Origin of the sequence: Bacillus sp. 95MFCvi2.1 (assembly GCF_000374965.1) — a bacterium.
In the GTDB taxonomy this organism is placed as follows: domain Bacteria; phylum Bacillota; class Bacilli; order Bacillales; family Bacillaceae_G; genus Bacillus_A; species Bacillus_A pseudomycoides.
Genome location: NZ_KB895691.1, coordinates 47,442 through 61,033 on the forward strand (window position 1 = coordinate 47,442; position 13,592 = coordinate 61,033).

Here is a 13,592-nt window from a genome sequence, read left to right on the forward strand (position 1 = left end):
CTTTTTGAATATTCTTATAAATAATAGCAAGAATAAGATGTAAAGAAATTAAGTTTACATATTTCTCGATATTTGTGTAACAATTTTATGTTCAATTAGATAACTGACCATATTCATTCCGCCTGTTTAGTAAATTCAAATATTTGGCACAGTAAAATAACTCAACACAGTATAATTTTCTTATAAAATACTGTATAAAGAAGGAAGGTCAATAAATTTTGAGGTGGGGGTCTTACTGCCCGTGAATAGCGGGATAAATATGTTCCTGAAGTTTATGTAAGAATCTGCTTATGATATATATGGGTGGAAATATGGTGAATAGAGAAAATAAACAGTCCTGCAAAACAGGACTGGATTATTCTTCATCTTTATTTTGTTTTTCTAGCTCAACTAACTTTTGAACTAAAATGTGCTGCGGCATATGCATAATTTGCTCAAGTGGAACACCTAGAGCTTTTGATAAACGAATTGCAGTATCCGGAGAAATTTGTAATGGTTTCATAGAAGTACCTCCTTTTTCGTATAGTATAGCATAAGATTGGGGGAGTGAGGATGACTCTTATATTCGCGCACCGCGGTGCGGCGGGGGCGTATCCAGAAAATACAATGATTTCATTTAAAGCTGCGGAATCGTTTCAGGCAGACGGGATAGAATTAGATGTTCAATTTACGAAGGATAAAAAAGTTGTTGTGATTCATGATGAAACTGTCAATCGTACAACGAATGGAAAAGGTGCCGTTCGTAATTACTTATATGAAGATTTGCGAAAATTGGATGCGAGTCACCAGTTTTCGGAAAAGGTAGGTTTTTGCAAAATTCCTTTATTAGAAGAAGTGCTAGAATGGCTAAAATCGAATTGTTTGTTGCTCAATATTGAATTTAAAAATAATAAAATTCCATATTGTGGTTTAGAAGAAGAAGTTATAACACTTATACGAAAGTTTGGCCTAGAAGATCGAGTTATTTTTTCTTCTTTTAATCATTACAGTATGAAAAGATGTCATATGATGGCTCCGGATATTCAAACGGCCATTTTGTATCGAGAAGGTTTGCATAGCCCGTGGGCGTATGCGCGAAAAATGGGGGCTACTGCGATTCATCCGAACTATCGTTATCTTCAGGATGCAATAGCTGAATTAACAATGGAGAGCGGAGTTGAAGTGCGGCCTTATACAATTAATGATGAAACGGTTATGCGTAAGTATTTTGATATGAACATATCGGCGATTATTACTGATTATCCAGAAGCAGCGAGAGTGTTATTACAAGCGAAAAAATGAGACCTTTCATTAGAAGGGTCTCATTTTTATGTTCTTTTATCTTCTGAAACGAGCTTGTACTTTGTTTCGTTTACGATCACGATGTACAACAAAGCCTCCAAAGATATAAAAACCGATTGCAAAGCAGAATACACCTATTAAAAATTGTAACCATAATACAGGGATTGGAGATAAAAGAATACCAAATACAGTATCTCTCATCAATTTTATACCTAGCACTGCTAATGAGATGGGGATGAGTGCTAATAGAAGAGCAAGGTAACGCTGCATAGATAACGCTCCTTTTCAGATAATTTTGTATATATCAAATGATGTTATATAGAAAGGGGATTTGTCAAGTGATTGCTGAACGAGTAAGATAAAGGTGTGAAAAATTTTGCAGAGATACTTCGAGAGGAAGTGGGATGTGTGAAACAAAAAGTATTAATTATTGGAGCGGGCGAAGGTGGAAGTACGATTCTTGGTTTGCTGCAAAATTCGAATATATTTAAAGTCGTTGGCGTTATCGATATAAATCCGAATGCAAAAGGATTACAGATTGCGCAAGAACAAGGTATTGCAGTTGGAGAAAATTTAGATTCTTTTCTTACAGTGGATGTGGATGTAATTTTTGATATGAGTGGTGATTACCATTTACATAAGGTTCTATTCGCAAAAAAGCAAGAAAATACACTCCTTATACCAGGGGATGTTGCGAAGATCGTTACGAAGTTGGCACATGAGAAAGAGAATTTAATTGAAAAACTGAAAGGCCAAACGCAGCAAGGAAATTTGATTTTAAATTCTACTCATGATGGAATGATTGTCATTGATTCAGAAGGTTATGTGAAATTATTTAACAAAAGTGCAGAACGTATAACGGGTTATAAAGCGAAAGAAGCGACGGGGAAATATATTTTAGAAGTAATTCCGACTAGTAAGTTACTTCGTATTATACGAACGAAACAAATAGAAGTAAATCATGAATTGACGTTAGGAAATGAAAAGAAGATTATTACAACGCGTATTCCTATTTTAAAAGAAGATGGAGAGGTGCAAGGGGCATTTGCAATTTTTAAAGATATTACAGAAGTTGTAGATTTAGCGGAAGAAGTTACAGATTTAAAAGAAATTCAAACCTTATTGGAAGCGATTATTTATTCATCTGAGGAAGCGATTTCTGTTGTAGATGAGAAAGGAAGAGGTCTTGTCATCAACCCTGCTTATACAAAGTTAACAGGCCTTACAGAGGATGACATAATTGGAAAACCTGCAACGACTGATATTGTAGAGGGGGAAAGTATGCATATGAAAGTACTTCGGACGCGTAGGGCGGTACGAGGGATTCATATGAAAATTGGTCAGAAAAAACGAGATGTCATTGTAAATGTCGCACCGGTTATTGTTGATGGTATATTGAAAGGTAGCGTTGGTGTTATTCGTGACGTATCCGAAATTCAAAAATTAACGCATGAATTAAACCGGGCAAGACAAATTATTCGGACGCTAGAAGCGAAATATTCTTTTGAGGATATTGTAGGAACGTCTGATGAAACGATGGCTGCAATAGAGCAAGCAAAGCTGGGAGCAAACACACCAGCAACCGTATTACTTCGCGGGGAGTCAGGGACTGGTAAAGAGTTATTTGCGCACGCTATTCATAACGGGAGTAATCGGAAATACAATAAGTTTGTTCGTGTAAACTGTGCTGCTATCTCGGAAACTTTATTGGAAAGTGAATTATTTGGTTACGAAGAAGGAGCTTTTTCTGGTGCGAAAAGAGGTGGTAAAAGAGGTTTCTTTGAAGAAGCAAATAATGGGAGTGTTTTTTTAGATGAGATTGGGGAACTGTCTGCGAATACGCAAGCGAAATTATTGCGCGTTTTGCAGGAAAAAGAAATTGTAAAAGTTGGAGGAACAAAACCAATTCCTATTAATGTTCGGGTGATTGCAGCGACGCATGTAAATTTAGAAAAAGCAATTTTGGAAGGTGAATTCAGAGAAGATTTATATTATCGCCTAAATAAAATTCCAATTCAAATTCCGTCTCTTCGTCAGCGAAAGGCAGATATTCCAGCTATATCAGAACGATTGATTCAAAAAATTAATCAAGATTATGGCCGGAATGTAGAAGGGTTAACAGAATCGGCTATTGAATATTTGCGATCGTATGATTGGCCGGGGAATGTCAGGGAGCTTGAGAATATTTTGGGACGGGCGATTATTTTTATGAACTATAATGAGATGTATATTGATGTACATCATTTGCCTTCTTTGCATAAGGAAGACCAAGTAGAATTAAAAGGAAATAATTTATTGCCGGAATTAGAAGAAAAGCCCCTTGAACATTTGGTTACGGAGTTTGAAGGGAACATCATACATGAATATTTAGAGAAGTTTGGTGGGAATAAAACAAAGACAGCGAAAGTGTTAGGAATCTCAGTTCGAAATTTATATTACAAGTTAGAAAAGTATGACCATGCAAAAAATAGCATGCAATAAATTGCGCACCGTGCAATTTATTGCATGGTGCGCAAAAAACAACAATTTAAGACAGAATATTATGTAATTTTCCAAAGTACTGATTTCACTGTATTTTGTATGCGTTTTCATAATTGGTATGACCAATTTGAAAAGTTGGCACGATATTTGCTTATTAAATAGACGAGGGACGACGGAAAGGGTTGATTACAAGATATGAAGTTAAAACACTTAATTGATCAAGCAGCAGGGCAGCCTAAAAAAACTGTGGCTGTAGCAGTGGCTGAAGATCATGAAGTAATTGAAGCAGTTGCTAAGGCAATTCAATTACAGTTAGCTCAATTTCGTCTATATGGAAATCAAGAAAAAATTATGGGTATGCTACAAGAGCATGACTTACAAGTTTCAGAACACGTTCAAGTGATTGCGGCATCATCAAGTGCTGAGGCCGCGGAACTTTCTGTTAAAGCTGTAAGAAATGGTGAAGCAGACGTACTTATGAAGGGGAACATCCCAACAGCAAGTATTTTAAAAGCAGTATTAAATAAAGAGTGGGGACTTCGCAAGGGTAGTGTGTTATCACATGTTGCAGCGTTTGAAGTTCCAAATTACGATCGCTTTATCTTTGTTACAGATGCAGCGATGAACATTGCACCTGATGTAGGGCAAAAAGCTGCTATTATACAAAATACTGTTGAAGTTGCCCGGGCAATAGGAATCGAATTGCCAAAAGTGGCTCCAATTGCAGCGGTGGAAGTTATTAATCCAGCGATGCAGGCGACAATCGATGCAGCGATGTTAACCCAAATGAATCGTCGTGGACAAATTAAAGATTGTATCGTTGATGGACCGCTTGCTTTAGATAATGCTGTATCACAAATTGCAGCAGAGCACAAAGGCATAGTAAGTGATGTAGCAGGTAAGGCAGACATTTTACTCGTCCCAACGATTGAAGCTGGAAACGTGCTATATAAATCGCTTGTCTATTTTGCAAATGCAAATGTAGGAGCGATGATTGCTGGCGCAAAAGCACCGATTGTTTTAACATCTCGTGCAGATTCAGCAGAAACAAAAGTATATTCATTAGCTTTAGCAGTTGCGACTGCTTCTAAATAAACCAAAAGGGTAAAACAATTAGGGGGAAATGACAATGACATTAGAAATCTTCGAATACTTAGAAAAATATGATTATGAGCAAGTAGTATTTTGTCAAGATAAAGAATCTGGATTAAAAGCAATCATTGCAATTCATGATACAACACTTGGACCAGCCCTTGGTGGAACAAGAATGTGGACATATGATTCTGAAGAAGCGGCGATTGAAGATGCATTGCGTCTTGCAAAAGGGATGACATATAAAAACGCAGCAGCTGGTTTAAACCTAGGTGGTGCAAAAACAGTTATCATTGGCGATCCACGTAAAGATAAAAGTGAAGCAATGTTCCGTGCATTAGGACGTTACATCCAAGGTTTAAACGGGCGTTATATTACTGCAGAAGATGTTGGTACAACTGTTGATGATATGGATATTATCCACGAAGAAACTGATTTTGTGACAGGTATTTCACCTTCATTCGGTTCTTCTGGTAACCCATCTCCAGTAACTGCTTATGGTGTTTACCGCGGTATGAAAGCAGCAGCGAAAGAGGCATTTGGTACAGACAGCCTAGAAGGTAAAGTAATTGCTGTTCAAGGTGTTGGTAACGTAGCATATCACCTATGCAAACATTTACACGCTGAAGGTGCACAACTAATCGTTACAGATATTAATAAAGAAGCGGTACAACGTGCAGTAGAAGAATTTGGTGCAACAGCAGTTGAACCAAATGAAATTTACGGTGTAGAATGTGACATTTATGCACCATGCGCATTAGGTGCGACAGTAAATGACGAAACAATTCCACAACTTAAAGCAAAAGTAATTGCAGGTTCTGCAAATAACCAATTAAAAGAAGATCGTCACGGTGACGCAATCCATGAAATGGGAATTGTATACGCACCAGACTATGTAATTAATGCAGGCGGTGTAATTAACGTAGCAGATGAATTATATGGATACAATAGAGAACGTGCATTAAAACGTGTAGAGTCTATTTATGACACAATTGCAAAAGTAATTGAGATTTCAAAACGTGATGGTGTACCAACTTATGTTGCAGCAGATCGTCTAGCTGAAGAGCGTATTGCAAGCTTGAAAAATACTCGTAGCACGTTCTTACGCAACGGCCATGACATTATTAGCCGTCGCTAATCTATCATATACAACTTCTACAAAAGCTGTGGTTACCTCTTACGAGGTTTCCACTTCCTTTTGAATTTATAGGTGGAGGTAGCAACATTGTCCTTAAATCGAATCCTTGTTATTAATCCGGGTAGTACATCCACAAAAATAGGTGTTTTTGATAATGAAAGACCCGTTTTAGAAGAAACCATTCGTCATGATGTGGATAAAATCGGTAAATATAAACGAATTATTGATCAATATGAATTTCGAAAAGAAACAATTTTAGAGGTTTTACATTCTCACGGTATTAATATTTCGAAATTAAACGCTGTTTGCGGCCGCGGGGGATTACTTCGTCCCATTGAAGGTGGTACGTATACAGTGAACGAAGCAATGTTAGAAGATTTGAAAAATGGATATAGCGGTCATCACGCTTCAAATCTTGGAGGTATTTTGGCGTATGAAATCGCTTCAGGATTAAATATTCCAGCATTTATTGTCGATCCAGTTGTTGTTGATGAAATGGATCCAATTGCTCGTATTAGTGGTATTTCTGGCATGGAGCGAAAAAGTATTTTTCATGCGTTAAACCAAAAAGCTGTGGCGCGTAAAGTTGCAGAGGAACTTGGTCGTAAATATGAAGATTTAAACCTATTAATTGCGCACATGGGTGGCGGGATAACGGTTGGTGCTCATAAGCAAGGAAAAGTTATTGATGTAAATAATGGTTTGAATGGTGAAGGTCCATTTAGTCCAGAACGTGCTGGAACAGTGCCGGTTGGACAGTTAATAGAAATGTGTTTCTCAGGTGAGTATTACCGCGATGAAATGATGAAAAAGATTGTTGGACAAGGCGGATTAGTAAGCCTTATTGGTACAAACGATGCAATTAAAGTTGAGAACATGGTTGAGAAAGGTGATCCTGAGGCAACACTTATTTATAAAGCGATGGCATATCAAGTTGCAAAAGAAATCGGCGGAGCTAGCGCGGTTCTTCATGGGAAAATAGATGCAATCGTTTTAACAGGAGGACTCGCATATAGCAAAATTCTTGTTGATGAGATCAAGGAGCGTGTTCATTGGATTGCTGATGTGATTGTGCATCCAGGTGAAGATGAATTACAAGCATTAGCAGAAGGGGCACTTCGTGTATTACGTGAAGAAGAAGCTTCAAAAGAGTATGTTGTACGAGAAAAAGAAACGGTAGCTAGGGGTTGAGATAATGGCAAAAGAATATGATTTAGTCATCGTTGGCGGCGGTACTGGCGGATATGTTGCTGCTATTCGTGCATCACAATTAGGGCTAAAAACAGCGCTTGTTGAAAAAGATAATCTTGGTGGCACTTGTTTACACAAAGGTTGTATTCCTAGTAAAGCATTGCTGCGCAGTGCTGAAGTATATGCAACGGCGAAAAAGAGTGAAGAGTTTGGCGTTGTAACGAGCAATGTAGAGTTGAACTTTGCTAAAGTGCAAGAGCGTAAAGAAAAGATTGTAACGCAGCTTCATAAAGGCGTTCAGCATTTAATGAAGCAAGGTAAAATTGATGTGTTTGAAGGTATCGGCCGCATTCTTGGACCTTCTATCTTCTCTCCAATGCCGGGAACAATTTCGGTTGAATTTGCAAGTGGAGAAGAGAATGAAATGTTGATTCCTAAAAATGTGCTTATTGCAACAGGTTCTCGTCCAAACTCTTTACCAGGGTTAGAACTAGATGGAGAATACGTAATGTCATCGGATCATGCCCTAAAAATGGAAACGCTTCCGGAATCAATTATCATTGTTGGTGGTGGCGTAATTGGAATTGAATGGGCATCTATGCTTGCTGATTTTGGTGTTGAAGTTACCGTATTAGAATATGCAAAACATGTCTTACCGCTTGAAGATCAAGATGTTTCGAAAGAAATGCAACGTCTCTTGAAGAAAAAGGGAATTAAAGTGGTAACAGGTGCAAAAGTATTACCAGAAACATTGGTAAAAGATAATGGAGTAGCAATTCAAGCCGAACACAATGGTGAAAATAAAGAATTCAAGGCAGAAAAAATGCTTGTATCTGTAGGAAGACAAGCCAATACGCAAAATATCGGCTTAGAGAATACAGATATCATTGTGGAAAAAGGATACATTCAAACAAATGAGTTTTATCAAACGAAAGAATCACATATTTATGCAATTGGTGATGTAATTGGCGGTTTACAACTTGCACACGTTGCTTCTCATGAAGGTATTGTTGCTGTAGAACATATTGCTGATAAAGAAGTTATGCCAATCGATTACTCTATGGTATCGAAATGTGTATACAGTAGTCCAGAAGTAGCTTCTGTTGGTTTAACAGAACAGGAAGCAAAAGAAAAAGGCTATAAGTTAAAAGTAGGTAAGTTCTCATTCCGTGCAATCGGAAAAGCACTTGTATATGGAGAATCAGATGGTTTTGTGAAACTTGTAGTTGATGAAGAAACAAATGATATTCTCGGTGTTCATATGATTGGCCCACATGTAACGGATATGATTTCTGAAGCGGGTCTTGCAAGAGTACTTGATGCAACACCTTGGGAAGTTGCACATACAATTCATCCGCATCCATCATTATCAGAAGCAATTGGTGAAGCTGCATTAGCGGTAGATGGAAAAGCGTTACACGCATAAAAATGTGGATTTAGGAGGTTATGAAAATGGCAGAAGTAAAAGAAAAGCGCCATGAAGAGCTTGGCTTAAGTGATGAGCAAGTAGTAGAAATGTATCGTACGATGTTGCTTGCACGTAAAATTGACGAACGTATGTGGCTGTTAAACCGTGCAGGGAAAATTCCATTCGTAATTTCTTGTCAAGGACAGGAAGCTGCACAAGTAGGCGCAGCATTTGCACTTGATCGTGAAAAAGATTATGCATTACCATACTACCGTGATATGGGTGTAGTACTAGCGTTTGGTATGACAGCAAAAGAGCTTATGTTGTCTGGCTTTGCAAAAGCAGGAGATCCAAACTCTGGTGGCCGTCAAATGCCTGGTCACTTCGGTCAGAAGAAAAACCGTATTGTGACAGGTTCATCACCAGTTACAACACAAGTGCCTCATGCAGTAGGCATTGCACTAGCAGGGAAGATGGAAAAGAAAGATTTAGTAACGTTTGTTACCTTCGGTGAAGGCTCTTCTAACCAAGGTGACTTCCACGAAGGTGCTAACTTTGCTGGCGTACACAAATTGCCTGTTATTTTCATGTGTGAGAATAACAAATATGCAATTTCTATCCCTGTTGAAAAGCAATTAGCATGTAAAAATGTATCAGATCGTGCAATTGGTTACGGTATGCCAGGATACACAGTGGACGGAAATGACCCACTTGCAGTATATAAAGCTGTAAAAGAAGCAGCGGATCGTGGCCGCCGCGGCGAAGGTCCAACTTTAATTGAAACAGTATCATATCGTTTAACAGCACACTCTAGTGATGACGATGATCGTGTATATCGTGATAAAGAAGAAGTAGAAGAAGCGAAGAAAAAAGATTCCATCTTTACATTTGCTGCTTACTTAAAAGAGGTTGGCGTGTTAACAGAGGAATCTGAAAAACAAATGTTAGATGAAATTATGCATATCGTAAACGAAGCAACAGAATATGCAGAAAATGCTCCGTATGCAGCACCTGAAGATGCATTGAAGCACGTATACGCAGAATAGGGGGGAACGTTTCATGGCTGTAATGTCTTATATTGACGCGATTACATTAGCAATGCGCGAGGAAATGGAACGCGATGAGAAAGTATTTGTATTAGGAGAAGACGTTGGTAAAAAAGGTGGCGTATTTAAAGCGACAAATGGATTATATGATCAATTTGGTGAAGATCGTGCGCTTGATACACCGCTTGCAGAATCTGCAATTGCAGGGGTAGCAATCGGGGCAGCGATGTACGGAATGCGTCCAATTGCTGAAATGCAATTCGCTGATTTTATTATGCCAGCAGTAAACCAAATTGTTTCTGAGGCAGCAAAAATTCGTTACCGTTCTAATAATGACTGGACTTGTCCGATCACTGTGCGTGCACCATTTGGTGGCGGCGTTCACGGTGCATTGTATCACTCACAGTCTGTAGAAGCAATGTTTGCAAACCAACCAGGTTTAAAAATTGTTATTCCTTCTACACCATATGATGCAAAAGGATTATTAAAAGCCGCAATTCGTGATGAAGATCCAGTACTATTCTTTGAACATAAACGTGCATATCGTTTAATTAAAGGCGAAGTACCAGAAGATGATTATGTATTACCAATCGGAAAAGCAGATGTAAAACGTGAAGGTGATGATATTACTGTCATCACATATGGATTATGTGTTCACTTTGCTCTTCAAGCTGCTGAAAAATTAGCGAAAGATGGCATTTCTGCTCACATTCTTGATTTACGTACTGTATATCCATTAGATAAAGAAGCGATTATTGAAGCAGCTTCTAAAACAGGTAAAGTTCTTCTTGTAACGGAAGATAACAAAGAAGGAAGCATTATAAGTGAAGTAGCAGCAATTATTGCAGAAAATTGCTTATTTGATCTTGATGCACCAATTGCACGTCTTGCAGGTCCAGACGTTCCAGCAATGCCATATGCACCAACAATGGAAAAATTCTTTATGGTAAATCCAGATAAAGTTGAAAAAGCAATGCGTGAACTTGCGGAATTTTAATCGGGGGGACTATACATGGCTGTAGAAAATATCACAATGCCTCAGCTTGGGGAAAGTGTAACGGAAGGTACAATTAGTAAATGGCTCGTAAATGTTGGCGATCACGTAAATAAATATGATCCGCTTGCAGAAGTAATGACAGATAAAGTAAACGCAGAAGTACCATCTTCTTTCACAGGAATTGTGAAGGAGTTAGTCGCTGCTGAAGGTGATACACTTGCTGTAGGTGAAGTCGTTTGTGTGATCCAAGTAGAGGGCGCGGATGAGGTAGCTGCGACAGCTGTAGAAGAGAAAACAAAAGAGGAACCAAAAACAGAAGTGGCTTCAACTGAAAAAGCACCAAAAGTGAAGCAACCAACTGATGGCAAACCTCGTTTCTCACCAGCTGTATTAAAACTTGCAGGTGAGCATAATATTGATTTAGATGCAGTAGAAGGTACGGGTGCAAATGGTCGTATTACACGTAAAGATATTCTGAAGCTTGTGGAATCTGGAAACATTCCGGTAGTTGGTGCGAAGAAAGAAGCAGCACCTGTATCTATGCAGGCATCACAAGAAGCACCAAAAGTGACTGCACCATCAGCTCCAAAAACAGAAGCGGCAAAACCTGTATCTGTACCGACAGTACCTGGCGATATTGAGATTCCGGTAACAGGTGTACGTAAAGCAATTGCTGCGAACATGCTGCGTAGTAAACACGAAGCACCTCACGCTTGGATGATGATTGAAGTAGATGTAACAAATCTTGTATCATACCGTAATTCAATTAAAGGCGAATTTAAAAAGCGTGAAGGCTTCAACTTAACATTCTTTGCATTTTTCGTTAAAGCAGTTGCACAAGCATTGAAAGAATACCCACAAATTAACTCAATGTGGGCTGGTGACAAGATTGTTCAAAAGAAAGATATTAATCTTTCTATCGCTGTTGCAACAGAAGATGAATTATTTGTACCAGTTATTAAACAAGCAGATGAGAAAACAATTAAAGGTATTGCTCGTGAAATTACAGAACTTGCAGGAAAAGTTCGTACAAAATCATTGAAAGCAGACGAAATGCAAGGAGGTACATTTACAATTAATAACACAGGATCATTTGGTTCTGTTCAATCTATGGGTATTATTAACCATCCACAAGCTGCTATTTTACAAGTAGAATCTATTGTAAAGCGTCCAGTTATTATGGATAATGGTATGTTCGGTGCACGCGACATGGTTAACCTATGTTTATCCCTTGATCATCGTGTACTGGATGGCTTAATTTGTGGTAAATTCTTAGGACGTGTAAAAGAAATTCTTGAAAATGTATCAGAGAATAATACGTCTGTATATTAATAAAAAGCTCGCGTCTGCGAGCTTTTTACTTTAGAAAAAATATATTTCTTCACTTTTTATCCCACAATAAAAAATGCCTTCCATTAATGTGACAATGAATAATAATGTATTATGAATTTACGAAAATACATTGCTGATATCCAGTATATAGATATACAATAAGAAAAGAATATTTTTTTGGAAAATCTTACTGATGAAACTGTAGTATAATGTATTGTATTGTTTAAAAAAGAAAGTTATTCTATATAAGTATTTTATAGATTAATGTGCAATCAGTCGTCAAAATATAAAGAATGTTGACTCCTGGTTTTTTATTTTGCCTTAACAATGTTTCAGGAGGATGTCATGAAGAGAAGTACCGAATTTCTAAAAAGTTTAGATGTAAAATTAATTTTAATTTTGTGTATATTATGCGTCACGAGTATAGCTGCCATATATAGCAGTCAACAAACAGGACAATATGGAAATTCAAATTTTGCAATGAAACAAGGGATTAACTATGTAATCGGTATTGTTTTATTACTACTTGTTGCAAGTATTGATTTAGATCAACTGCAAAAATTAGCGTGGCCATTTTATATTGTTGGGTTTGCTTCGATTATTATACTTAAGATTTCACCATTTAAAGCTTTAACCCCTGAAATATTAGGGGCAAAAAGATGGTTTAAAGTCCCAGTTCTTGGGGCGATCCAGCCATCAGAGTTTTTCAAAATTGCGTTGCTTATTTTAGTTGCTAGTTTAGCAGTCAAGCATAATGAAAAATATATGGTACGGACTTTTCAAACGGATTTAAGATTAATAGGTAAAATTATTTTAGTATCGATTCCACCTGCTCTACTTGTATATAGTCAGCCTGATACAGGGATGGTTTTCCTATATGCTGCAGGGATTGCATGTATTTTGTTTATGTCAGGTATTCAAAAGAAATTAATTGCAATATGTACAGTTATTCCACTGACCATATTGTCCACGTTAGTATTTATATTTTTGAAATACCCAGATATTTTTTTCAACAAATTGGTTACTTTACTAAAGCCGCATCAACAGTCACGAATTTTGGGTTGGCTGGATCCATTTGAGCACGTGGATCAAGGTTATCAAACACAACAATCGATTTTAGCGGTTGGTAGTGGAGGAATGGATGGAAAAGGATTTGGATATGGAAGTGTATATATTCCTGAAAAGCATACCGATTTCATTTTTGCTACAATTGCTGAAGAAGGTGGATTTTTAATTGCAGCTTTTGTTGTATTTATGTTCCTGCTTCTTTTATATCGAACAATTATAATTGGGTATTCAGCAGATAATTTGTTCGGTACATTATTATGTGCTGGAGTAATTGGTGTTTTAACATTACAAATTTTCCAAAACGTTGGTATGATTGTTGGATTAATGCCGGTAAAAGGAATTGCGCTTCCGTTTTTATCATATGGAGGAAGTTCCTTATTCTCGAATATGATGATGATGGGGCTCGTCTTATCGGTACGGAAAACATACAAAAAGTATATGTTTTCAGTTAGTTAATTTTTATGTAAAAAGGCTGATTCGTTTTCATGCGAATCGGTCTTTTTTGTATAGATGATCTTAATCATCACAAACTAAAGGGAGTGTGAAAGTTTGTGATGA

General features: G+C 37.5%; 12 protein-coding genes. 10 read left to right on the top strand and 2 right to left on the bottom strand.

The features are described from left to right. Positions 1-355 precede the first annotated feature (355 nt). Positions 356-502 carry a YycC family protein gene (locus C568_RS32555; RefSeq protein WP_003200201.1) on the bottom strand — a complete coding sequence of 49 codons (147 nt, stop codon included), beginning with the start codon at positions 500-502 and terminating at the stop codon, positions 356-358. 50 nt (positions 503-552) lie between these two features. Here C568_RS32555 and C568_RS0103320 point away from each other — a divergent pair, with 50 nt between their 5' ends. Further along, positions 553-1,281 carry a glycerophosphodiester phosphodiesterase gene (locus C568_RS0103320; RefSeq protein WP_006095952.1) on the top strand — a complete coding sequence of 243 codons (729 nt, stop codon included), beginning with the start codon at positions 553-555 and terminating at the stop codon, positions 1,279-1,281. A 36-nt stretch (positions 1,282-1,317) separates the two neighbouring features. Here C568_RS0103320 and C568_RS0103325 read toward each other — a convergent pair whose 3' ends face one another. Next, positions 1,318-1,551: a DUF2627 domain-containing protein gene (locus C568_RS0103325; RefSeq protein WP_003200204.1), complete on the bottom strand. Its 234-nt coding sequence runs from the start codon at positions 1,549-1,551 to the stop codon at positions 1,318-1,320. Positions 1,552-1,689: 138 nt separating this feature from the next. On the opposite strand from C568_RS0103325, the gene C568_RS0103330 reads away from it, so the two are divergent. The 9 genes from C568_RS0103330 to C568_RS0103370 all read left to right on the top strand — a co-directional run bounded on the left by C568_RS0103330 (position 1,690) and on the right by C568_RS0103370 (position 13,490). Then, on the top strand, positions 1,690-3,762 hold the full coding sequence (locus tag C568_RS0103330) for a sigma-54 interaction domain-containing protein (RefSeq protein ID WP_018780789.1): 2,073 nt from the start codon (positions 1,690-1,692) through the stop codon (positions 3,760-3,762). 195 nt (positions 3,763-3,957) lie between these two features. Beyond that, positions 3,958-4,857 (top strand): phosphate butyryltransferase, encoded by a 900-nt coding sequence (gene yqiS, locus C568_RS0103335; RefSeq protein ID WP_018780790.1) that lies wholly within the window; start codon positions 3,958-3,960, stop codon positions 4,855-4,857. 34 nt (positions 4,858-4,891) lie between these two features. After that, the gene (locus C568_RS0103340; RefSeq protein ID WP_018766146.1) at positions 4,892-5,992 is read left to right on the top strand and encodes a leucine dehydrogenase; all 1,101 of its coding nucleotides are present in this window, start codon (positions 4,892-4,894) and stop codon (positions 5,990-5,992) included. Positions 5,993-6,079: 87 nt separating this feature from the next. Then, on the top strand, positions 6,080-7,183 hold the full coding sequence (gene buk / locus C568_RS0103345) for a butyrate kinase (RefSeq protein WP_018780791.1): 1,104 nt from the start codon (positions 6,080-6,082) through the stop codon (positions 7,181-7,183). Positions 7,184-7,187: 4 nt separating this feature from the next. Beyond that, the gene (gene lpdA / locus C568_RS0103350) at positions 7,188-8,609 is read left to right on the top strand and encodes a dihydrolipoyl dehydrogenase (protein ID WP_003200196.1); all 1,422 of its coding nucleotides are present in this window, start codon (positions 7,188-7,190) and stop codon (positions 8,607-8,609) included. Positions 8,610-8,635: 26 nt separating this feature from the next. Continuing rightward, entirely contained in the window at positions 8,636-9,637 is a 1,002-nt protein-coding gene (gene bfmBAA, locus C568_RS0103355) for a 3-methyl-2-oxobutanoate dehydrogenase subunit alpha (RefSeq protein WP_018766143.1), read from the top strand. 13 nt (positions 9,638-9,650) lie between these two features. After that, entirely contained in the window at positions 9,651-10,634 is a 984-nt protein-coding gene (gene bfmBAB, locus C568_RS0103360) for a 3-methyl-2-oxobutanoate dehydrogenase subunit beta (RefSeq protein ID WP_003200187.1), read from the top strand. Positions 10,635-10,649: 15 nt separating this feature from the next. Beyond that, positions 10,650-11,966, top strand: a complete 1,317-nt coding sequence (locus C568_RS0103365; RefSeq protein WP_006095956.1) for a dihydrolipoamide acetyltransferase family protein — start codon at positions 10,650-10,652, stop codon at positions 11,964-11,966. 345 nt (positions 11,967-12,311) lie between these two features. Beyond that, positions 12,312-13,490 (top strand): FtsW/RodA/SpoVE family cell cycle protein, encoded by a 1,179-nt coding sequence (locus C568_RS0103370; protein WP_018780792.1) that lies wholly within the window; start codon positions 12,312-12,314, stop codon positions 13,488-13,490. Positions 13,491-13,592: the final 102 nt, after the last annotated feature.

Excerpts from the sequence above, each read along its gene's own strand:
- C568_RS0103370 (WP_018780792.1), top strand. The coding sequence starts at position 12,312 with ATGAAGAGAAGTACCGAATTTCTAAAAAGTTTAGATGTAAAATTAATT.
- lpdA (WP_003200196.1), top strand. The coding sequence starts at position 7,188 with ATGGCAAAAGAATATGATTTAGTCATCGTTGGCGGCGGTACTGGCGGA.
- C568_RS32555 (WP_003200201.1), bottom strand. The coding sequence starts at position 502 with ATGAAACCATTACAAATTTCTCCGGATACTGCAATTCGTTTATCAAAA.
- yqiS (WP_018780790.1), top strand. The coding sequence starts at position 3,958 with ATGAAGTTAAAACACTTAATTGATCAAGCAGCAGGGCAGCCTAAAAAA.
- C568_RS0103340 (WP_018766146.1), top strand. The coding sequence starts at position 4,892 with ATGACATTAGAAATCTTCGAATACTTAGAAAAATATGATTATGAGCAA.
- C568_RS0103365 (WP_006095956.1), top strand. The coding sequence starts at position 10,650 with ATGGCTGTAGAAAATATCACAATGCCTCAGCTTGGGGAAAGTGTAACG.
- C568_RS0103325 (WP_003200204.1), bottom strand. The coding sequence starts at position 1,551 with ATGCAGCGTTACCTTGCTCTTCTATTAGCACTCATCCCCATCTCATTA.
- bfmBAA (WP_018766143.1), top strand. The coding sequence starts at position 8,636 with ATGGCAGAAGTAAAAGAAAAGCGCCATGAAGAGCTTGGCTTAAGTGAT.
- bfmBAB (WP_003200187.1), top strand. The coding sequence starts at position 9,651 with ATGGCTGTAATGTCTTATATTGACGCGATTACATTAGCAATGCGCGAG.
- C568_RS0103320 (WP_006095952.1), top strand. The coding sequence starts at position 553 with ATGACTCTTATATTCGCGCACCGCGGTGCGGCGGGGGCGTATCCAGAA.